Raw genomic sequence first — 19,111 nt, forward strand, 5'->3', positions numbered from 1 at the left:
TTGCGACAACCCCCGGGGTCTGGGAACAAGCAATAGCCTGTGCCGCGACACCGAGGGTTGTCCACAGATCCACAATCGCCCGTCCGGCAGGGGCGTGAGACGTGCATCTTCCTGGGCATGAATAGGAGATTGGAAGTGATCGCGGCCGGGCGGGGCGGATGGTTCACGCGGCCGGATGCTCTCGCCGCCGGGTACAGCGACAGTCAGTTGCGGCAGCGGGTGCAGAGCGGACAGTGGCTCAGGCTGAGTTTCAACTCGTACGTCGACCCGCGCGCTTGGCCAACCGAGGAGCCGCCCTGGGAACGGGCGATCCGCCTCCATCGGCTGAATGTGCAGATGGGGAGCGCACGGCTCGGTGACGTCGTCGTGAGTCATCAGTCCGCGGCGATGCTCCACGGTTTGCCCGTCTGGGGGACCGATCTGGCCAGGTCACACTTCACCCGCCTGGCGTCCGGTCGCGCCCGCAGCGGTCGCGCGGTCCGGGTGCATCGCGGTACGACCGCCGCCGACGAGGTCGTGGAGCTGGGCGGACTCAAGGTCACCAGCGTCGAACGCGCGATCGTGGAGACTGCCTGTACGACCTCGTACGAGGTCGGTGTGGTCCTGGCCGACGCCGCGCTGCGGATGCAACTCACGAGCCGGGAGGGTCTTGCCGCGGTCGTACGACGGCATCGGCGTTGGCACGGCTCACCGGCCGCACACGCCGCGGTGCAGTTCGCCAACGGCCTGAGTGAGTCGGTCGGGGAGTCGCGACTTCGCGTTCTGATGGCGAACCACGGGCTGCCGGCCCCGGAGCTGCAGGTGGAGATCCGGGACCAGGCGGGCCGGTTGATCGGCCGGGTCGACTTCCTGCTCCTGGGCGTGCTGGTGATCGAGTTCGACGGCGCGATGAAGTACGGCGACAACGCGGACGCCGTACTGGCGGAGAAGTGGCGTGAGGACCGCCTACGCGAACGCGGCTACGGCGTACTCCGCTTCGGCTGGGCCGACCTCAACCGACCCCACGCCACGGCCGCGCGGGTCTGGGAAGCGATCGCGAGATATGCGCCGGGGTCTGGGAACAGGCAATAGCTTGTTCCCAGACCCCGGCGGGTGTGCCTAGTGGAGGAGTTCGCCGTCGATCCAGACCGCCTGGACATCGGCGGGGGTGCCTAGGGTGAAGATTCGAGCCAGGGCCTCTTCGGTGTCGGCGGCGTGGGCGATGCCGACGGCCAGGGGCGAGCCTTCCGACGGGCGGAGGAGTTGGGCGTCGAAGCGTTGACCGACGCTCAGGTGGCCGACCTGCGGAAGGTCGAGTGCCTCGGCGCCGGCGGCGGAGGAAAGGTAGAGCAGGTGCGCCGCGGTGAGCGGGCGGCCGTGGTCGGCCAGCAGTTGCTGGCAGAAGTACGCCTGCAGGCCTTCCTTGAGGAGCGAGAAGCCGGTGCCCGCTCCGACATCGGATCCGAGGGCGACGCGTACGCCGTACTGCAGGTGCCGACTCAATGGGAACAGGCCGCTGCCGAGCGCCGCGTTGCTGGTCGGGCAGTGGGCGACGGTCGCGCCGCTGTTGGCCAGCGTCTTGAGCTCGACGTCGGTCGGGTGGACGTTGTGCGCCAGCACGGTACGCCGGTCCACCAAGCCGTGCCGGTCGTACGTCGTGACGTAGTCGGCGCCGCCGAACAGGTCGGCCACGGACGCGATCTCGGCCTCGTTCTCGTTCACGTGGGAGGTGAACAGGGCGCCGGGGATCGCGTCCATCAGTTCACGGCAGGTGGCGAGCAGGTCGTCCGTGCAGGACAGGGAGAAGCGTGGCGTGACGGCGTACCGGTTGCGACCGACGCCGTGCCAGCGGTTGGCGAGGGCCAGGGATTCGGCGTATGCGCGGACTGGTGTGGTGAGGAGCTCGGGTCGCAAGAGGCGGTCGCTGAGCACGAGACCGCTGGTCACGCGCAGACCCACCCCCGACGCGGCGTTGAAGAGCGCGTCGACCGCATCGACGTAGTGCGCGCCGAAGACGAGCGCCGACGTGGTCCCAGCAGCGGCAAGGCCGTGGACGAACTCGTTGGCAACACCGGTGGCATAGGCAACGTCCGCCATCCGAGCCTCCTCCGGCAGGGCGTACCGGTCGAGCCACTCGAGCAGCGGAAGACCGAGCCCGCCGACGGCGCGGATCTGCGGGAAGTGCACGTGGGTGTCCACGAAGCCCGGCAGTACGACGCCGTCGGTCAGGTCGACGATCTGCTCGGCCGGATGGGCCTGCCGGATCTCCCGGAACGGGCCACGGGCAACGATCACGCCGTCCTGGACCAGCAGGCCCGCGTCGGTGTCGACGCGCAGCTCGCCGCCGGTGAACGGATTCTCCGGCGTGTCGATGAACGTGCCACGGAAAATAGTCATGCCTTCGCCTCACGATGAGCCGACGCGGGGCGACGCTCGGCGGTGAACAGTTCGAGCAGCCAGGCAGCAACGCTGACCGCGATAACAGCCGGCTCTTTGCCGGTCACACTGGGAATGCCGATGGGGGTGACGATGCGCGCGATCGCCTCCGCCGAGTTGCCGTCCTCGGCGAGCTTGCGCTGGAAGCGGGTCCATTTCGCGCTGGAGCCGATCAGCCCGATGGTTGCCAGCGCATCGTTGCGGATGGCAACGTCACACAGCGCCGCGTCCTCCGCGTGGTCGTGGGTCATGATCACGGCGTGCGTGCCCGGCGGCAGCTCGCTCACGACCAGCTCCGGCAGCACCGGCACGTTGTGTACGTGGACCTGCGCCACCGACTCATCCAATACCGCAAGGCGATTCGCCGTCAGCTGATCCGACCGCGAGTCGACCAGATGCAGCTCGATGTCATGCCGCGCGAGGATCCGCGCCAACTCGAGTCCGACATGCCCGACCCCGAAGATCGCGACCGACGGCACCACAGGCAACGGTTCCAGCAACAACTTCACCTCTCCACCACAACACTGAACCCCATGCTGGTACGGCGCTTTGTCCGACAACGCCGCCGTCAGCTCCTCGGGAACCGTCACGCCGTCCGCGATCATCTCCCGCGAACGCTCGATGGCTAACGCCTCCAGGTTGCCGCCGCCAACCGTTGCCCAGACGTTGTCCGAGGCAACGACCATCTTGGCGCCGGCCTCCCGCGGTGCATGCCCGCGAACCGACATCACCGTGACGAGGACCCCGGCCCGACGCCCGGATCGTAAGCGCTGGATCGCCTTCAGCCACTCCATGAGACACCACCCCGTGCGCCTTCGAGAGCCCAATAGACGGCCTCAGGTGTGGCCGGCGACGGCAGATCGACGCTCGTACCGGGAGGGCCGAACGCAGCCGCCGCATGCCGCAACGCCTCGCGAACCGAGAACGCCAGCATCAACGGCGGCTCACCCACAGCCTTCGAGCCGTAGACCGCGCCGTCCTCGTGGGCCTTCTCCAGCAGCCGGACGTTGAAGACCTCCGGCATCTCCGAGAAGCTCGGCAGCTTGTAAGTGCTCGCCGCCTGGGTCGCCAACCGCCCGCGCCGGTCGCCGGTCGATTCGTCCCACCGCAGGTCCTCCAGCGTCAACCAGCCAGCCCCCTGGACGAACCCACCCTCGATCTGCCCGATGTCGATCAACGGACTCAGGCTGTCGCCGACGTCATGCACGATGTCGACCCGCCGCAACGTGTAGGACCCGGTGAACCCGTCCACCTCGACCTCGGACGCCGCAACGCCGTACGCGAAGTACTTGAACGGCTCGCCCCGCATGGCGTTGGCGTCCCAGTGCAGCCCCTCGGTCCGGTAGAACCCAGCCGCCCACAACTGCACCCGTTGCATGTAGGCCGCCGCGACGATCTCCTCCCACGGCACGCCATCACCCGACAGTCCGCGTACGACGCCATCGACGAAGCGCACGTCGGACGGGCTGATCCCGAGCCGCCCGCCGGCGACCTGGGTGAGCCGCTCCCGGATCTGCTCGCACGCGTTCTTGATAGCGGCACCGTTCAGGTCAGCGCCCGACGACGCCGCCGTGGCGGAGGTGTTCGGGACCTTGTCCGTCCGCGTCGGCGCCAGCCGCACTCGCGCGAACGGCACCCCCAACGTGGTCGCAGCCACCTGCAGCATCTTCGTGTGCAGGCCCTGGCCCATCTCGGTGCCGCCGTGATTGATCAGCACCGACCCGTCCTTGTACACGTGGACGAGCGCCCCGGCCTGGTTGAACGCGGTCAGGTTGAACGAGATCCCGAACTTCACCGGCGTCATCGCCAACCCACGCTTCACGTGCTCATGCGTGGCGTTGAAAGCCTCCAACGCTGCCAAGCGAGCCGCGACGTCCCCGCCGTCGATGACCTGGCTCCAACACGACTCGAGTCGATCCGCGTGCCGCACGGGTTGCCCGTACGGCGTGGCGTCGCCCGGCTGGTAGAAGTTCAGTCGACGCAGCTCCAAGGCGTCGTACCCAAGCAGCGGAGCGCAGCGGCCGAGGATGTCCTCGATCACCAGCATCCCCTGCGGCCCGCCGAACCCGCGGAACGCAGTCTGCGAAGTCTTGTTCGTCTTGGCGATCTGTCCGTCGACCCGGACATGCGGAATCTCATAAGCGTTGTCGATGTGACACATCGCCCGGGCCAGCACGGGCTCGGACAGATCCAGACTCCACCCGCCGTCCGCGGTCAGCGTCGCATCCAACGCCATCAGCCGGCCGGTCGAATCGAACCCGACTGTCCACTTGCTGTGGAATCCGTGCCGCTTCCCCGACATCGTCATGTCCTGCGTCCGGTTCAACCGCAGCCGCACCGGCCGCCCGGTCAGCGTCGCGCCGAGCGCAGCGATCGCGGCGAACCCATGCGGCTGCATCTCCTTGCCGCCGAAGCCGCCGCCCATCCGCAAGCACTGCACCGTCACCGCGTGACTGGCCAGCCCGAGTACGTGCGCGACGATCTCTTGCGTCTCCGACGGATGCTGCGTACTCGACTGCACGAAGATCTGCTCGGACTCATCGACATGGGCCAACGCCGCATGAGTCTCCAGATAGAAGTGCTCTTGCCCGGCGAACTCGAACTCTCCGCTGAACACGTGCGCCGCGCTGGCCAACGCGCCCTCGACATCACCGCGCTCCAGATGACGCCCGATCCCCTGGAAGCTCCCGGCGTCGATCGCCTCGCGAACGGTCACCAACGACGGCAGCGGCTCGTACTCGACCTCGACCGCCAACGCCCCGAGCCGCGCTGCCTCCAACGTATCCCCGAGCACCCAGCACACCGCATGCCCGTTGAACATCACCTCACCCGGGAACAGCGGCTCGTCGTGCTTCACACCCGCGTCGTTCACCCCCGGTACGTCGTCCGCCGTCAACACCCGCACCACACCAGGTACGTCGTACGCCGGCTTGACCCGCAACGCAGTCACCCGCGCGTGCGCATGCGGCGATTGCACCGGCCACGCATGCAGCACGTCCTTGGTCCGCAGTACCAGATCGTCTGTATATAAGGCAGTTCCGGTCACATGCAGCGCGGCACTCTCGTGCGGCATCGGTACGCCGACAACCGGCTGGAGCGGCCGCTCCGACAACGAGCTCATGCCTCCACCCCCTGGAAGTAGAACCGCAGCAACGACTGCCCGAGCATCGCCGAGCGGTACGACGAACTCGCGCGGTGATCGTCCATCGGCGTACCCTCGGCCGCCATCACCGCCGCCGCGGTCCGCACGGTCTCCTCCGTCCACGGTTTGCCGATCAACGCGGCCTCGGTCGCCCGCGCCCGCAGCGGTGTCGCGGCCACCCCGCCGAGCCCGATCCGAGCCTCCGCGACCACGCCGTCCCGAACGTCGACGGCGTACCCGATCGCAACGCTCGAGATGTCGTCGAACCGACGTTTAGCGATCTTGTGGAACGCGGTCATAGGTGCCAACGGCAACGGAATCACGATTGTCTTGATCAGTTCGTCGGCCGCCTTCACCGTCTGCCGGTAGCCGGTGAAGTACTCCGCCAACGGGACGACCCGCTCGCCGCGCCGCGACGCCAGCACGAGCGATGCGTCCAACGCGAGCAAAGCCGGCGGGGTGTCGCCGATCGGCGAGCCGGTGCCGAGGTTGCCGCCGATCGTCGCGCCGTTCCGGATCAACCGCGACGCGAACTGCGGGAAGAGCTGAGCCAGCAACGGCACCCGCCCGGCCAGCCGCCGCTCGATCTCTGTCAGCGTCAACGCCGCACCGAGCCGAACCTCCGAAGGTCCGAAGCTGAACTCGCGCAGTTCGGCCAGCCGATCGATCGCGATCGTGAGCGGCGGCCGCGAACCGAAGATGTTCACCTGCACACCGAGATCGGTCGACCCGGCAACGATCTGCGCGTCGGACCTCTCGGCCAGCAGATCGAGCACACCGTCCAGGGACGCGGGCCGGACGAACTCCGCCTCCCCGGACACGATCCCGGTGGTCGCGGGCGCGGGCGGCGGCGAGAGTCGACGTACCGCCAAGGCGTCGTTCTCCGTTGGATCTTCGAGCGCGTACGCCGCATCGCGGATCGGTCGGTAGCCGGTGCAGCGACACAGGTTGCCGCTCAGCGAGTGGAGGTCGAAGCCATTCGGGCCGTGTTCATGATCGCCCTCACCAGTTGAGCGACCGGACCGGTAGTACTCGGCGGCCATGCTGCAGACGAAGCCCGGCGTACAGAACCCGCACTGCGATCCACCGCGGATCGCCATCTCCTTCTGCACCGGATGGAGCGCCGCGGGTGAACCCAGGCCTTCGGACGTGATCAGCTCCTGACCGTCCAGCGATGCGATCGGCAGCAGGCACGCGTTCACCGCGGTCCACTCGGTCGGCGCGTCCGTACCAGGCCGGGCGACCAGCACCGAGCAGGCACCGCACTCGCCTTCCGCGCAGCCCTCCTTGGCGCCGGTCAGACCACGCTCCCGCAGCCAGTCCAGCACGGTGGTGTGGACGGATATGTCACCAAGGGCGGCGAGCTCACCGTTCACCGTCACGGCAGGGGCACGGAGTGCTTGAGTTGTCATCGGTTGCTGCTCCAACGGGTGCGGGCACTATGGATCGGGTTGGCGTCGGAGACGAAGTCGTCGAACCGGTAGCCGGCGATCTTCGCGATCTCGAGCAGAGCGGCGGCGAACTCCTGGTTCTCGCAGTTCCCCAGCCGCTCGCGACCCTGCTCGACGATCCGGTCGTACGACTCGGCATCGCGAACCGAGATCACCAGCGGGAACCCGAACCGCTCTTCGTACGACGACGTGATCGAGGCAAGCTCGTCGCGCTCGGGATCGCCGAGGAAGGTCAGCCCCTTGTCGGACTGGTCCCGCAGCGACGCCTCACCACTGAGGCCGTCGGCAACGAACTGCGAGCCGAGCTGCGGGTACGCCTGGATCAGTTCGCGCTGCTCCTCGCGGGATCCGGAGAACAGCGCCTCCTGGAACGACCGGCGCAGCGCGTGAGTATCGGCGTACGGGCGCATGTCCCAGGCCTGCTCGACCGCCCACCGCGGCCCCTGGAACAGACTGCCGAAGGTCTCGACGAACTCCTCGCGGCTCATCTTGTTCACCTGGTCCAGCCGGACAGAGTCACCAGGCTGCCCCGCCACTGCCGGGCCGAAGTTCTTGCCGACGTGGTGGAACAGGATGTTCAGGAAGATCGCGGTGAGGCTGCCGAGGGTGATGCCGCTGCCGAAGATGATCTCGGCCCAGTGCGGTACGGCTTGCGCGACCTGCGGCTGAGCGGTCACGTACATGGCCAGGCCGACGCTGGTCGCCACAATCACGACGTTGCGGTGGTCGTGGAAGTCGACCTTGGTCAGGGTTTGGAAGCCGACCACGGCCACGGTGGCGAACATCGCCAGCGCCGCGCCGCCCAGCACCGGGTGCGGTACGCCGGCCACGATCGCGCCGGCCTTGGGCAGCAGGCCGATCAGGATCATGATCGCGCCGGCCGTCGCGACCACCCAGCGGCTGCGGATCCGGGTCAGCCGGACCAGGCCGACGTTCTCGGCGAAGCAGGTGTACGGGAACGAGTTGAAGATGCCGCCGATCGTGGTGGCCAGACCGTCGGCCCGCAGTGCCCGGGCGATGTCCTCGCGGCCGATCCGCTTCTCGACGATCTCGCCGGTCGCGAAGACGTCACCGGTCGTCTCGACCGCGGTGATCAGCATGACCACGACCATCGAGATGATCGCCGCCACCGAGAACTTCGGCCAGCCGAAGTAGAACGGTGTCGTCACGCCGGCCCAGGCCGCGTCCCCGACCGCCCCGAAGTGCGCGTCGCCGAACGCCCAGGCCACCAGGGTCCCGACCACCAGGCCGATCAGTACGGCGATGGTCGCCATGAAGCCCTTGAAGACTCGCTGGATCAGCACGATCAAGGCCAGCGTCCCGAGTGCGTAGGCCATGTTCTTAGCGCTGGTCGGTGCGGCGTCGGGTCCGGCGCCACCGACCGCGTCCCCGGCAGCGACCGGAAGGAGAGCGAGTCCGATGATCGTGATCACCGAGCCGGTCACGACTGGCGGGAAGAACCGGATCAGCTTGCTGAAGAACGGCGCGATGAAGAAGGTGGCCAGACCGGCGACCAGTACGGCGCCGTAGATCACCAGCAGACCGTCCGTCCCGCCGCCCGCGGCCAGGCCGATCGCGATCATCGGCGACACCGCCGTGAACGTCACGCCCTGCAGCAGCGGCAGCCGTACGCCGACCTTCCAGAACCCGACGGACTGGATGATCGAGGCGATGCCGCAGGTGAACAGGTCGGCGTTGATCAGGTGGATGAGCTGCTCGGTGGTGAGGCCGATCGAGCTGGCGAGCAGGATCGGTACGATCACCGCTCCGGCGTAGAACGCCAGCACGTGCTGGGCGCCGTACACCGCCAACTTGCCGGGGGACAGCAGCTGGTCGACGGGGTGACGGCTGCTTTGCCGGCTACTGGGTCGCAGGACTGCCTTCATCGGGACACGCTCCTCGGGGTTTTGACCTGCACCCGAGCATCGGCTCACCGCGCCCCGGATTGCACCCGGTGAACCTCCGAAGATGAACCGTTCATGAATCCTTGAGTTGTGTGATCACACAATCAGAGCGATTTGAGTGCGAGGAACACGTCGACCCGGTCTTCTAGGCTCGACAGATCGCGACCGGTCAGTTGCTCAACGCGTTCGATCCGGTAGCGAACGGTGTTGACGTGCAGGTGCAGCGACTCCGCCGTACGCGTCCAGGAGCAGTCGCAGGCGAGGAACGCCTGCAGCGTGGCGAGCAGGTCGGCATGGGTACGCCGGTCGTTCTCGAGGACCGCTCCGAGGACACGGTTGGTGTAGGTACGCCGTACGTCGTCAGGCAGCGTGGCCAGCAGGAGCACGTGGGACGCGACCTCGTCGGAGGTGACCACCGACACCGGTGCGCGACCGGCGCTGGCTGCACGCTGGGCGAAGCGGGCCTCCTCTAGTGCGCCGGCGAGTGCGTCGACCGAGGTCTCCCCGCTGATTCCGACGGCAAGGCGCGCCCGGCCGAGCCCAGGACCTAGTCGGCCGAAGGCTCGGCGCAGGTGGTCGGGCAGTTGCGAGGTGTACGGCAGGAACGCGACCAGCAGCCCGTCGCGTCCGGGAGCGACGACGGCCGGGCCGACCGTCAGGGCGACGTCCTCGAGCAGGCTCAACGCGACCTCACTCGGTCCGTCGTCACGCAGCTCGGCGACTGCGACGACCATCGGCCGGTCCGAATGCGACCCGGCCTGCCGGAGCCGCGCCGCCACCTCGACCTGCGGCGCGCCGGACTCGACCAGCGCCATCGCATCCGCAACCAATGGGCGTAATGCTCGACGGCCCTCATCCCGGCGGGCGCGGTCCAGAGCGGCGATCGCGCAGAGTTCGTGCACCGCCTCCACGTGGTCCCGCGACCATTCGTTGTAGTCGCCCTCGATCACCAGGACCCACGCGGTGAGCCGGTTGCCCAGACCAGATCCGACCGGGAACAGGCTGTACGACGCGTCGTTCGCCACCGCCACAGCCGGCGTACGATCCGCGGTCAGGAACCGGCGAGTCACCGCGTCAGCGGCATCGGCGGCGAGCTCGCCCGGCCCGGGTACGACGTGCCGCCCGGTTGGAGTCAGTACACGACAGTCGTGCCCGATCTCCGCGGAGATTCGCGCCGCCAACTCGTCGAGACTGCGGCCCGCCGCGATCGACGACAACAGCTGCCGCTGGCGGACCAGGCTCGCCGAAAGCCGTGCTCCGGTCTCGGCCGATCCCGCCGCCGCGACGTACTCCGTCACATCGGCGAACGCGATCTCGATCGGTACTTCGATCAACGTGACCTCGTGGCGTCGGCAAGCCTCCAGCAGGTCCGTCGGCACGTCGCCCAACTGGGCCTTCCCGGCCAGGATCGTGGTCGCCCCGCGGCCCGCCATCGAGGCCACGAACACCTCACTGTCCATCGGTCGGCGGCGCCAGACCAGCCCGGTCAGGACGAGCTCCCCGCCGTTCAGGTAGCGGCCCGGGTCCAACAGGTCGGTGGTGACGAGTCGCCCGATCGGCCGGTCCAGCACTCCACCCGCGGAATGCAGCAACCGCAACCCCAGCTCGGGCGCGTCAAGCAGCTCGGCCAACAGCACGTCACACCTCCTCTGTTGGACGTTTAGAGGAACGTACAACGCGCGCGCCCCCGCGAGACAGCCCTCGCCGGACGCTTGACGTTCGCTCAATCCCGCGCCTATGGTCATTTCGCAGACCAGAAATAAAATTCCGCAATACGGAAACATGGGAGTTCGGATGAGTCACCAACTGCGGTACACGGTGAACTGTTCGCTGTTGTTCACCGAGTTGCCCCTGCTGGAGCGACCGGCCGCCGCTCGCCGGGCCGGATTCAGCGCGGTCGAGTTCTGGTGGCCGTTCGTCGAGGCCGTCCCGCCGGACCGGCAGGTCGACGCGTTCGTCAGCGCGATCACCGACGCCGGTGTCCAGCTGACCGGCCTCAACTTCTTCGCCGGCGACATGCCCGGCGGCGACCGCGGCCTGGTGTCCTGGCCGAAGCGGTCCAGCGAGTTCCGCGACAACGTCGACGTCACCGTCGGCATCGGCGAGCGACTCGGCACCAAGGGCTTCAATGCCCTCTACGGCAATCGGGTTGATGGCAGCAGCGAGCAGGAGCAGGACGACCTCGCGGTCGAGAACCTCGCCCTCGCCGCCCGGGCCGCCGCGCGGATCGACGCCACCGTCCTGGTCGAGCCGGTCAGCGGCGCCGATCGCTATCCGCTCAAGACCGCGGCCGACGCCCTCAGAGTGATCGATCGCGTCCAGGCGGCGCACGACGTACCGAACGTCGGACTGCTCGCCGATCTGTACCACCTCGCGGTCAACGGCGACGACGTGAACAAGGTGATCGCCGACAGCACCGACTGGGTCGCCCACGTGCAGATCGCCGACGCGCCGGGCCGCAACGAACCCGGCACCGGCACGCTCCCGCTCGACCAGCAGCTCACCGCCCTCGAGGCGAACGGCTACACCGGCTGGGTCGGGCTCGAGTACAAGCCGTCCACCACCTCAGACGCAAGCTTCGGCTGGCTCCCGTTCGAGCGCCGCTGATGACCTCAGGAGATCTGACATGACGAACATTGCCTTCATCGGCCTCGGCATCATGGGCAACCCGATGGCCGTCCACCTCGCCAACGCCGGCCACACCGTGGTCGGGCTGGATCGTTCGCCGGAGCGCGCCAAGGACCTGATCGCGGCCGGCGGTCGCGCCGCGGCCTCGCTGGCCGAAGCGGTCAAGGGCGCCGACGTGATCTGCGTGATGGTGCCCGACTCACCCGACGTCCAGGACGTGCTCGAGGGTGAGGACGGCGTCTTCCAGCTGGCTGAGACCGGCACGCTGATCATCGACTTCTCCAGCATCCGGCCCGACGTCACGCAGCAGCTCGCCGAGCAGGCCCGCGCCCTCGGCTTCCGGCTGCTCGACGCCCCGGTCTCCGGTGGCGAGGCCGGCGCCAAGAACGCCATCCTGTCGATCATGGTCGGCGGCTCGGCGGACGACTTCGCCGAGGCCAAGCCCCTGTTCGACGTGGTCGGCAAGACCGTGGTCCACGTCGGCCCGAGCGGTTCGGGGCAGACCGTCAAGGCGGCCAACCAGCTGATCGTGGCCGCGAACATCCAGGCCGTCTCCGAAGCCGTGATCTTCCTCGAGGCGTACGGCGTCGACACCAAGGCTGCTCTGGAGGTTCTGGGTGGCGGCTTGGCTGGTTCGACGGTGCTGAATCAGAAGAAGGAGAACATGCTGTCCCGCTCCTTCCAGCCCGGGTTCCGGATCGACCTGCACCACAAGGACATGGGCATCGTCACCGCGGCCGCGCGCGAGGCGGGTGTCGTCGTACCGCTCGGTGCTCTGGTGGCCCAGCTGGTCGCGTCCGCTCGGGCGAACGGTGACGGCGGTCTCGATCACTCGGCGCTTCTCCGCGGTGTTGAGCGTCTTTCCGGAAAGAAGGTCGACTGATGGCTCGGATGCGTGCGGTTGACGCCGCGGTTCTGATCTTGGAGAAGGAAGGGTCGACGCAGGCGTTCGGGTTGCCCGGTGCTGCGATCAACCCGTTCTATGCCGCGATGCGCGACCATGGCGGGATCAAGCACGTTCTCGCCCGCCACGTCGAGGCTGCCTCGCACATGGCCGAGGGGTACACCCGGGCGCGCGCCGGCAACATCGGCGTCTGCATCGGTACCTCGGGACCGGCCGGCACCGACATGATCACCGGCCTGTACTCCGCGGCCGCCGACTCGATCCCGATCCTCTGCATCACCGGCCAGGCGCCGGTCGCGAAGCTGCACAAAGAGGACTTCCAGGCCGTCGACATCTCGGCGATCGCCAAGCCGGTCGCGAAGTGGGCGGTGACCGTGATGGAGGCCGCGCAGGTTCCGGGCACCTTCCAGAAGGCGTTCCAGCTGATGCGTGAAGGCCGGCCGGGTCCCGTGCTGGTCGACCTGCCGCTCGACGTACAGCTCGCGCAGATCGACTTCGACATCGACACGTACGAGCCGCTTCCGGTCTCCAGCCCTGCTGCTACTCGGGGGCAGGCGGAGAAGGTGCTCCAGATGCTCGCGGATGCCGCGCAGCCGCTGATCGTCGCGGGCGGCGGTGTCGTCAACGCGGACGCGGCCGATCTGTTGGTCGAGTTCGCTGAGCTCACCGGGATTCCCGTCGTACCGACGCTGATGGGCTGGGGTGCGATCGGCGACGACCACCCGTTGAGCGCTGGGATGGTCGGGCTGCAGACCTCGCACCGCTACGGCAACGCGACGATGCTGGCTTCCGATCTGGTCCTTGGTATCGGCAACAGGTGGGCTAACCGGCATACCGGCGGTCTGGACGTTTATCGGGGTGACCGGAAGTTCATTCACGTGGACATCGAGCCGACGCAGATCGGGCGGGTGTTTGCGCCGGACTACGGAGTCGTGTCGGATGCTCGCGCCGCTCTGCAGATGTTTGTCGAGGTGGCGCGCGAATGGGCCGCGGCGGGCAAGCTTGCGGACCGGTCCGCGTGGGCCGAGGAGTGCCGAGAGCGTCGTACGGCGTTGCAGCGCAAGACCCACTTCGAGAACACGCCGATCAAGCCGCAGCGGGTCTACGAAGAGATGAACCGCGCCTTCGGGCCGGACGTCCGGTACGTGAGCACGATCGGGTTGTCGCAGATCCAGGCCGCGCAGATGCTGCACGTATATCGGCCGCGGCACTGGATCAACGCCGGCCAGGCCGGGCCGCTGGGCTGGACGGTGCCGGCGACGCTGGGGGTTGCGGTCGCTGATCCGGAGAGCACTGTGGTGGCGTTGTCGGGTGACTACGACTTCCAGTTCCTGATCGAGGAGCTGGCGGTCGGCGCGCAGTTCAACATCCCGTACATCCACGTGGTCGTGAACAACTCGTACCTCGGGCTGATCCGGCAGGCGCAGCGTGGCTTCGACATGGACTTCTGCGTGCAGCTGTCCTTCGAGAACATCAACAGCCCGGAGGTCAACGGATACGGCGTCGACCACGTGAAGGTCGTGGAAGGCCTTGGTTGTAAGGCCCTTCGCGTCTTCGAGCCGGACGGCATCCTGCCGGCCCTCGAGCAGGCCAAGAAACTGATGGTCGAACACCAGGTCCCGATCGTCGTCGAGATCATCCTCGAACGCGTCACCAACGTCTCCATGGGCGTCGAAATCGACAACATCATCGAATTCGAAGACCTGGCGATCTCCCCGGAAGACGCGCCGACAGCACTGGCGCTACTGGACTGATGGCTCTCACACTTCCCCCCCGAGCGGAGCGAGGGGCAGGTCTTCGGGTCGTTGTTGCCTCTGACAAATTCAAAGGAAGTTTGACCAGCGCGGAGGTGGCAGCCGCGGTCGGTGCCGGGGTACGACGAGTTTGCCCCGACGCGACCGTGGTCCCTGTACCGGTGGCCGACGGCGGCGACGGAACCCTCGCCGCCGCCGTCGGCGCCGGTTTCACCCTGGTCCCGATCGTTGCCTCAGGCCCCACCGGCTCGCGAGTGCACTCTGGATACGCGCGCCGAAACAACACAGCCGTTGTCGAGCTGGCGGACGTCTCCGGGCTCGTCCGCCTCCCGGAGGGGCGCCGGGCACCGATGACCGCGACCACCTACGGCACCGGCGAACTGATCGCAGCCGCAATCGACGCCGGCTGCACCCGCATCATCCTCGGCATCGGCGGCAGCGCCTCCACCGACGGCGGCACCGGCCTAATCCAAGCCCTCGCCGCGCCCCGCCCGTTCACGCATGTGGAGACAACCGCCGGGGTCGGGGAACAGGCTATTGCTTGTTCCCCGACCCCGGGAGTTGTCGCGGCGCGGCTGGAAGGGGTGGAGGTGGTGGTGGCTTGTGATGTGGATAATCCGTTGACCGGGCCTCGGGGTGCGGCGGCGGTGTACGGGCCGCAGAAGGGCGCCACGCCTGAGCAGGTCGTCGAGCTCGACGGCAGGCTGAGCGCGTGGGCCGACGAGGTCGCCGAGCACACCGGTCGGGATCTGCGGGACGTGCCGGGTGCCGGGGCAGCGGGTGGGGTCGGGTTCGCGGCCCTCGCACTCCTCGGCGCAGAGCTGCGACCGGGTATCGAACTGGTCCTGGAGATGGTCGGCTTCGAGCAGCAGTTAGCCGGCGCCGACCTCGTCATCACCGGCGAAGGCGCCCTCGACGAACAAACGCTGCACGGCAAAGCCGTAGCCGGCGTGGCCGCCGCGGGCACCGGGATACCGGTGGTTGCTGTGTGTGGGGTTAATCGGCTCGAGGCTCACCAGTTGCAGGACGCCGGTGTGCGGGCGGCGTACGCGCTGACCGATCTGGAGCCAGACGTGCAGCGGTGTATCGCGGAGCCGGAGCCGTTGCTTGAGCGGCTTGGCGAACGGATCGCGATCGAGCACCTTACGATGACACGAAGGGAGAGAGGCGGCGGATGAGTCTTCTGGATCTCGTGATTCGGGCCCGGCGAGTCGTGCGGGCCACGGGTGAGCAGCCGGGCGCGGTCGGCATCCGTGACGGACGGATCGTCGCAATCTCGCCGTACGACGCCGATCTCGACGCCTCGACGGAGCTGCGCCTCGGCGACGACGAAGTACTGCTGCCAGGCCTCGTCGACTCCCACGTGCACGTCAACGACCCCGGGCGTACCGACTGGGAAGGCTTCACCTCCGCGACCAAGGCGGCGGCCCGCGGTGGCGTCACGACGATCATCGACATGCCGCTCAACAGCATCCCGCCGACGTGCGACGTGCCGGCGCTCGCCCTCAAGCGGAAGACTGCCGAGACCCAGGCGTACGTCGATGTCGGGTTCTGGGGCGGCGCGATCCCGGGCAACGTTGCCGACCTGCGCCCGCTCCACGACGCCGGCGTGTTCGGCTACAAATGCTTCCTGCTGCACTCCGGCGTCGACGAGTTCCCGCCACTGGACGCGCAGCAGGTCGAGGCCGCGATGCGCGAGATCAGCACCTTCGACGGACTGCTGATCGTGCACGCCGAGGACGCCCACCGCATCGACGAAGCCACGCCGCCGAACGGCGCGAGCTACCTCGACTTCCTCAACTCCCGCCCCCGCGCAGCCGAGAACGAGGCCGTTGCCGGAGTCATCGACCTGGCTCGCGAGACGGGCTGTCGTGTCCACATCCTGCACGTCTCGAGCGCCGACGTCCTCCCGCTGATCGCCAAGGCCCGCAACGACGGCGTACGGATCACCGCGGAGACTTGCCCGCACTACCTGACCTTCAACGCCGAGGACATTCCCGACGGCGCCACGCAGTACAAGTGCTGCCCGCCGATCCGCGAGGCCGCCAACCGCGAGCTGCTCTGGGGCGGACTGCGCGACGGCACCATCAACCTGGTCGTCTCCGACCATTCACCGTCGACGATCGACCTCAAGCACCTCGACACCGGCGACTTCGGCACCGCGTGGGGCGGCATCGCGTCCCTCCAGCTCGGCCTGCCCGCCGTCTGGACCGAGGCCCGCCGCCGCGGCTTCACGCTGACCGACGTCGTCCGCTGGATGTCCACGGCGCCCGCGGCGCAGACCGGCCTGCGGACCAAGGGCCAGATCGAGATCGGGTACGACGCCGACCTCTGCGTACTCGCCCCCGACGAGACCTTCACCGTCGATGCGAACCAACTCCAGCACAAGAACGCCATCACGCCGTACGACGGACGCACGCTCGCCGGCGTAGTCCGCAGTACCTGGCTCCGTGGCGAACCCGTCGACATCGAGGCCGGCCCCCGTGGCCGCCTGCTGACCCGAGGAGAACAACGATGAGCTACTACTCCCCGAAGGGAGGACTGCCGGCGCAGACCGACCTCACCACCGACCGCGCGGTCTTCACCGAGGCGTACGCCGTCCTCCCGCGCGGCACGATGCGCGACATCACCACCAGTCGGCTGCCGTTCTGGGACGACACGCGGTTGTGGGTGATCGCGCGGCCGCTGTCCGGGTTCGCCGAGACGTTCTCGCAGTACATCGTCGAGGTCGGGCCTGGTGGTGGGAGCGACAAGCCGGAGACCGATCCGGCCGCCGAGGCCGTGCTGTTTGTTGTCGCAGGCAACCTTGTGCTGACGGTCGCAGGCGAGAAGCACGCGCTGGCGCCGGGCGGGTACGCGTACCTGCCGCCGGGTGGCGACTGGACGCTGCGGAACACGAGCGACGCGGTCGCGACGTTCCACCTGGTCCGGAAGGCGTATGAGCGGATCGACGGGATCGACGTACCGCCGGCGCTCGTCACCAACGAGGCGGACGTCGAGGGCATCGCGATGCCGGACACCGACGGCCGGTGGAAGACGCAGCGATTCATGGATCCGGACGACGTCCGGCACGACATGCACGTGAACATCGTCAGCTTCGAGCCCGGCGGCGTGATCCCGTTCCCGGAGACGCATGTGATGGAGCACGGGCTGTACGTGCTCGAGGGCAAGGCCGTCTACCTGCTGAACAAGGACTGGGTCGAGGTGCAGGAGGGCGACTTCATGTGGCTCCGCGCGTTCTGCCCGCAGGCCTGCTACGCCGGCGGTCCGGGCCGATTCCGCTACTTGCTCTACAAGGACGTCAACCGCCACCCGAAACTGACCGTTTAGTCAGTGATCTGTACAGGGCGTTGCGGTGGGGGCAGCGGGTCGGTGACCAGCCGGGCGTGCCGCTCGACGTCGTACCGGGTGCCGTCGTAAGCGAGGCGTTGGCGCTCGAGGCCCTCGGAGAGGAAGCCCGCGCCGGCGGCGACCGCGCAGGAAGCCGGGTTGTTCAGGCGGTGGCCGAGCTCGAGGCGGTAGAGGCCGGCCTCGTGGTGGGCCCAGCGGGCGAGGGCGCGGAGTGCGTCTCGGGCGACGCCGCGGCCGCGGACCTCGGCGAGGGTCCAGTACCAGGTCCAGCCCACCTGGTGCCGGTCGATGTTGGTCACGGCGACGCACCCGATCGGGTGATCGTCGGCGTCCGCGACGGCGTACACGTGTCCGTTGTCCAGGTCCGCGACCCGCCCGATCCAGTCGACGGCGGACGCCCGGTCCACGATCCCGCCCTGATAGACCATCTCGGGATCGGCATGCGCCGCCGCCAGCCGCAAGGCATCAGCCGTCCGCCATCGCCGCAGCCCCAGCTCCCCGAGCGCGTATCCCATCCATCGAATCTACCCCCGCCCCGCCTCCCGCAATCCGCCCCTCGGCGCGTTCCCGCCCTCCCTGACCGGCTGCGGACGTGTCTGAACCGTCGGACACGTCCTGGGAGAGGATAGGGCGCATGGGATATCTGGATTTCAGGGATCAGGTTGTGGCCGTGACCGGGGCGAGTAGTGGGATCGGGGCTGCGGCCGCGGTCGGGTTTGCGGAGGCCGGGGCGACGGTGGCGCTGCACTACCACCGCAACGAGGAGGGAGCGCGGCACACCGTCGGCGCGGTGCAGACGGCCGGCGGTACGGCGTCTTTGCACCAAGCGGACCTCGCCGACCCGAAGTCGGCGGACGCGTTCGTCGACGAGGTACTCGCGGAGCACGGGCGGATCGACGTACTCGTGAACAACGCCGGCGACCTGGTCCACCGGTCCGCGATCGCCGACGTACCGGATGAGGAGTTCCACCGGATCCTGGACGTCAACCTGACGTCGGTGTTCGCGCTCTCCCGGCGGATCGTGCCGGTGTTCCGGGCGCAGGGCGGCGGCTCGATCATCAACGTCACGTCGATCGCCGGGCGGACCGGTGGCGCCGGTGGATCGGTGGTGTACGCGACCAGCAAGGGCGCGGTCAGCACGTTCACCCGCGGTCTGGCCAAGGAGCTCGCCCCGGACGGCATCCGGGTGAACGCGATCGCGCCAGGCGTGATCAAGACCCCGTTCCACGACCGCCACACCGGCGACGCGCAGATGCAGGCCATGCTCGCGACCATCCCGATGGGCCGCACCGGTACGCCGCACGAGTGCGTGGGAACCATCCTGTTTCTCGCCTCCGAGCGGATGGCGTCGTACGTCACCGGTCAGATCATCGAGATCAACGGCGGCCAGTTGATGCCGTAGGCAACCTTCTGCGCTCGGAGCCGATTGCCAGGAATCCCCAACGGTACAACCAGTCTGGCTGGCTAACTTCGTGGTTGTCGCAAGCAGTTGACCGCGGCAACAACCAACACGAAGGAGAACCTCATGAGCCTCAAGAAGGTCGCCGTCCTGAAGCCGAAGG

General features: G+C 68.1%; 15 protein-coding genes. 8 read left to right on the top strand and 7 right to left on the bottom strand.

Going from position 1 to position 19,111, the window contains the following annotated elements; genetic code table 11:
- Nucleotides 1-117 precede the first annotated feature (117 nt).
- A complete protein-coding gene (locus EV650_RS25090; RefSeq protein ID WP_134121459.1) occupies nucleotides 118-1,071 on the top strand; it encodes a type IV toxin-antitoxin system AbiEi family antitoxin domain-containing protein in 954 nt (317 codons plus the stop codon).
- Between the two features lie 27 nt (nucleotides 1,072-1,098).
- Here the strand turns inward: EV650_RS25090 and guaD are convergent, their stop codons facing one another.
- The 6 genes from guaD to EV650_RS25120 form a co-directional block, all read right to left on the bottom strand.
- Nucleotides 1,099-2,376: a guanine deaminase gene (gene guaD / locus EV650_RS25095; RefSeq protein WP_134121460.1), complete on the bottom strand. Its 1,278-nt coding sequence runs from the start codon at nucleotides 2,374-2,376 to the stop codon at nucleotides 1,099-1,101.
- A complete protein-coding gene (gene xdhC, locus EV650_RS25100; protein ID WP_134121461.1) occupies nucleotides 2,373-3,209 on the bottom strand; it encodes a xanthine dehydrogenase accessory protein XdhC in 837 nt (278 codons plus the stop codon). Before xdhC ends, guaD begins: the two co-directional genes overlap by 4 nt.
- On the bottom strand, nucleotides 3,197-5,536 hold the full coding sequence (xdhB, locus tag EV650_RS25105; protein ID WP_134121462.1) for a xanthine dehydrogenase molybdopterin binding subunit: 2,340 nt from the start codon (nucleotides 5,534-5,536) through the stop codon (nucleotides 3,197-3,199). The genes xdhC and xdhB overlap by 13 nt, the downstream gene beginning before the upstream one ends.
- Nucleotides 5,533-6,969 carry a xanthine dehydrogenase small subunit gene (locus EV650_RS25110; RefSeq protein WP_134121463.1) on the bottom strand — a complete coding sequence of 479 codons (1,437 nt, stop codon included), beginning with the start codon at nucleotides 6,967-6,969 and terminating at the stop codon, nucleotides 5,533-5,535. The genes xdhB and EV650_RS25110 overlap by 4 nt, the downstream gene beginning before the upstream one ends.
- Nucleotides 6,966-8,894 carry a 2-oxo-4-hydroxy-4-carboxy-5-ureidoimidazoline decarboxylase gene (uraD, locus tag EV650_RS25115; protein WP_134121464.1) on the bottom strand — a complete coding sequence of 643 codons (1,929 nt, stop codon included), beginning with the start codon at nucleotides 8,892-8,894 and terminating at the stop codon, nucleotides 6,966-6,968. Before uraD ends, EV650_RS25110 begins: the two co-directional genes overlap by 4 nt.
- A 122-nt stretch (nucleotides 8,895-9,016) precedes the next feature.
- Nucleotides 9,017-10,549, bottom strand: coding sequence for a PucR family transcriptional regulator (locus EV650_RS25120; RefSeq protein ID WP_166678261.1), 1,533 nt, complete (start codon nucleotides 10,547-10,549; stop codon nucleotides 9,017-9,019).
- 157 nt (nucleotides 10,550-10,706) lie between these two features.
- Between EV650_RS25120 and EV650_RS25125 the strand changes: the two genes are divergently transcribed.
- From EV650_RS25125 to EV650_RS25150, 6 genes are all read left to right on the top strand, one after another.
- The gene (locus EV650_RS25125; RefSeq protein WP_134121466.1) at nucleotides 10,707-11,519 is read left to right on the top strand and encodes a hydroxypyruvate isomerase family protein; all 813 of its coding nucleotides are present in this window, start codon (nucleotides 10,707-10,709) and stop codon (nucleotides 11,517-11,519) included.
- Between the two features lie 19 nt (nucleotides 11,520-11,538).
- Complete coding sequence (locus EV650_RS25130) at nucleotides 11,539-12,423, top strand: 2-hydroxy-3-oxopropionate reductase (protein WP_134121467.1); 885 nt, start codon at nucleotides 11,539-11,541, stop codon at nucleotides 12,421-12,423.
- Nucleotides 12,423-14,198: a glyoxylate carboligase gene (gcl, locus tag EV650_RS25135; protein WP_134121468.1), complete on the top strand. Its 1,776-nt coding sequence runs from the start codon at nucleotides 12,423-12,425 to the stop codon at nucleotides 14,196-14,198. Before EV650_RS25130 ends, gcl begins: the two co-directional genes overlap by 1 nt.
- Nucleotides 14,199-14,278: 80 nt before the next feature.
- A complete protein-coding gene (locus EV650_RS25140; RefSeq protein WP_238174438.1) occupies nucleotides 14,279-15,376 on the top strand; it encodes a glycerate kinase in 1,098 nt (365 codons plus the stop codon).
- Nucleotides 15,373-16,716 carry an allantoinase AllB gene (gene allB, locus EV650_RS25145; protein WP_202874881.1) on the top strand — a complete coding sequence of 448 codons (1,344 nt, stop codon included), beginning with the start codon at nucleotides 15,373-15,375 and terminating at the stop codon, nucleotides 16,714-16,716. The genes EV650_RS25140 and allB overlap by 4 nt, the downstream gene beginning before the upstream one ends.
- Entirely contained in the window at nucleotides 16,713-17,528 is an 816-nt protein-coding gene (locus EV650_RS25150; RefSeq protein ID WP_134121470.1) for a bifunctional allantoicase/(S)-ureidoglycine aminohydrolase, read from the top strand. Before allB ends, EV650_RS25150 begins: the two co-directional genes overlap by 4 nt.
- Here EV650_RS25150 and EV650_RS25155 read toward each other — a convergent pair.
- On the bottom strand, nucleotides 17,525-18,064 hold the full coding sequence (locus tag EV650_RS25155) for a GNAT family N-acetyltransferase (RefSeq protein ID WP_134121471.1): 540 nt from the start codon (nucleotides 18,062-18,064) through the stop codon (nucleotides 17,525-17,527). The two genes, EV650_RS25150 and EV650_RS25155, sit on opposite strands and share 4 nt — an antisense overlap.
- A gap of 119 nt (nucleotides 18,065-18,183) precedes the next feature.
- On the opposite strand from EV650_RS25155, the gene EV650_RS25160 reads away from it, so the two are divergent.
- Entirely contained in the window at nucleotides 18,184-18,951 is a 768-nt protein-coding gene (locus tag EV650_RS25160) for an SDR family NAD(P)-dependent oxidoreductase (RefSeq protein ID WP_134121472.1), read from the top strand.
- Nucleotides 18,952-19,111 lie beyond the last annotated feature (160 nt).

The organism is Kribbella kalugense (assembly GCF_004365875.1).
In the GTDB taxonomy this organism is placed as follows: domain Bacteria; phylum Actinomycetota; class Actinomycetes; order Propionibacteriales; family Kribbellaceae; genus Kribbella; species Kribbella kalugense.

Excerpts from the sequence above, each read along its gene's own strand:
- EV650_RS25090 (WP_134121459.1), top strand. The coding sequence starts at position 118 with ATGAATAGGAGATTGGAAGTGATCGCGGCCGGGCGGGGCGGATGGTTC.
- guaD (WP_134121460.1), bottom strand. The coding sequence starts at position 2,376 with ATGACTATTTTCCGTGGCACGTTCATCGACACGCCGGAGAATCCGTTC.
- xdhC (WP_134121461.1), bottom strand. The coding sequence starts at position 3,209 with ATGGAGTGGCTGAAGGCGATCCAGCGCTTACGATCCGGGCGTCGGGCC.
- xdhB (WP_134121462.1), bottom strand. The coding sequence starts at position 5,536 with ATGAGCTCGTTGTCGGAGCGGCCGCTCCAGCCGGTTGTCGGCGTACCG.
- EV650_RS25110 (WP_134121463.1), bottom strand. The coding sequence starts at position 6,969 with ATGACAACTCAAGCACTCCGTGCCCCTGCCGTGACGGTGAACGGTGAG.
- uraD (WP_134121464.1), bottom strand. The coding sequence starts at position 8,894 with ATGAAGGCAGTCCTGCGACCCAGTAGCCGGCAAAGCAGCCGTCACCCC.
- EV650_RS25125 (WP_134121466.1), top strand. The coding sequence starts at position 10,707 with ATGAGTCACCAACTGCGGTACACGGTGAACTGTTCGCTGTTGTTCACC.
- EV650_RS25130 (WP_134121467.1), top strand. The coding sequence starts at position 11,539 with ATGACGAACATTGCCTTCATCGGCCTCGGCATCATGGGCAACCCGATG.
- gcl (WP_134121468.1), top strand. The coding sequence starts at position 12,423 with ATGGCTCGGATGCGTGCGGTTGACGCCGCGGTTCTGATCTTGGAGAAG.
- allB (WP_202874881.1), top strand. The coding sequence starts at position 15,373 with ATGAGTCTTCTGGATCTCGTGATTCGGGCCCGGCGAGTCGTGCGGGCC.
- EV650_RS25150 (WP_134121470.1), top strand. The coding sequence starts at position 16,713 with ATGAGCTACTACTCCCCGAAGGGAGGACTGCCGGCGCAGACCGACCTC.
- EV650_RS25155 (WP_134121471.1), bottom strand. The coding sequence starts at position 18,064 with ATGGGATACGCGCTCGGGGAGCTGGGGCTGCGGCGATGGCGGACGGCT.
- EV650_RS25160 (WP_134121472.1), top strand. The coding sequence starts at position 18,184 with ATGGGATATCTGGATTTCAGGGATCAGGTTGTGGCCGTGACCGGGGCG.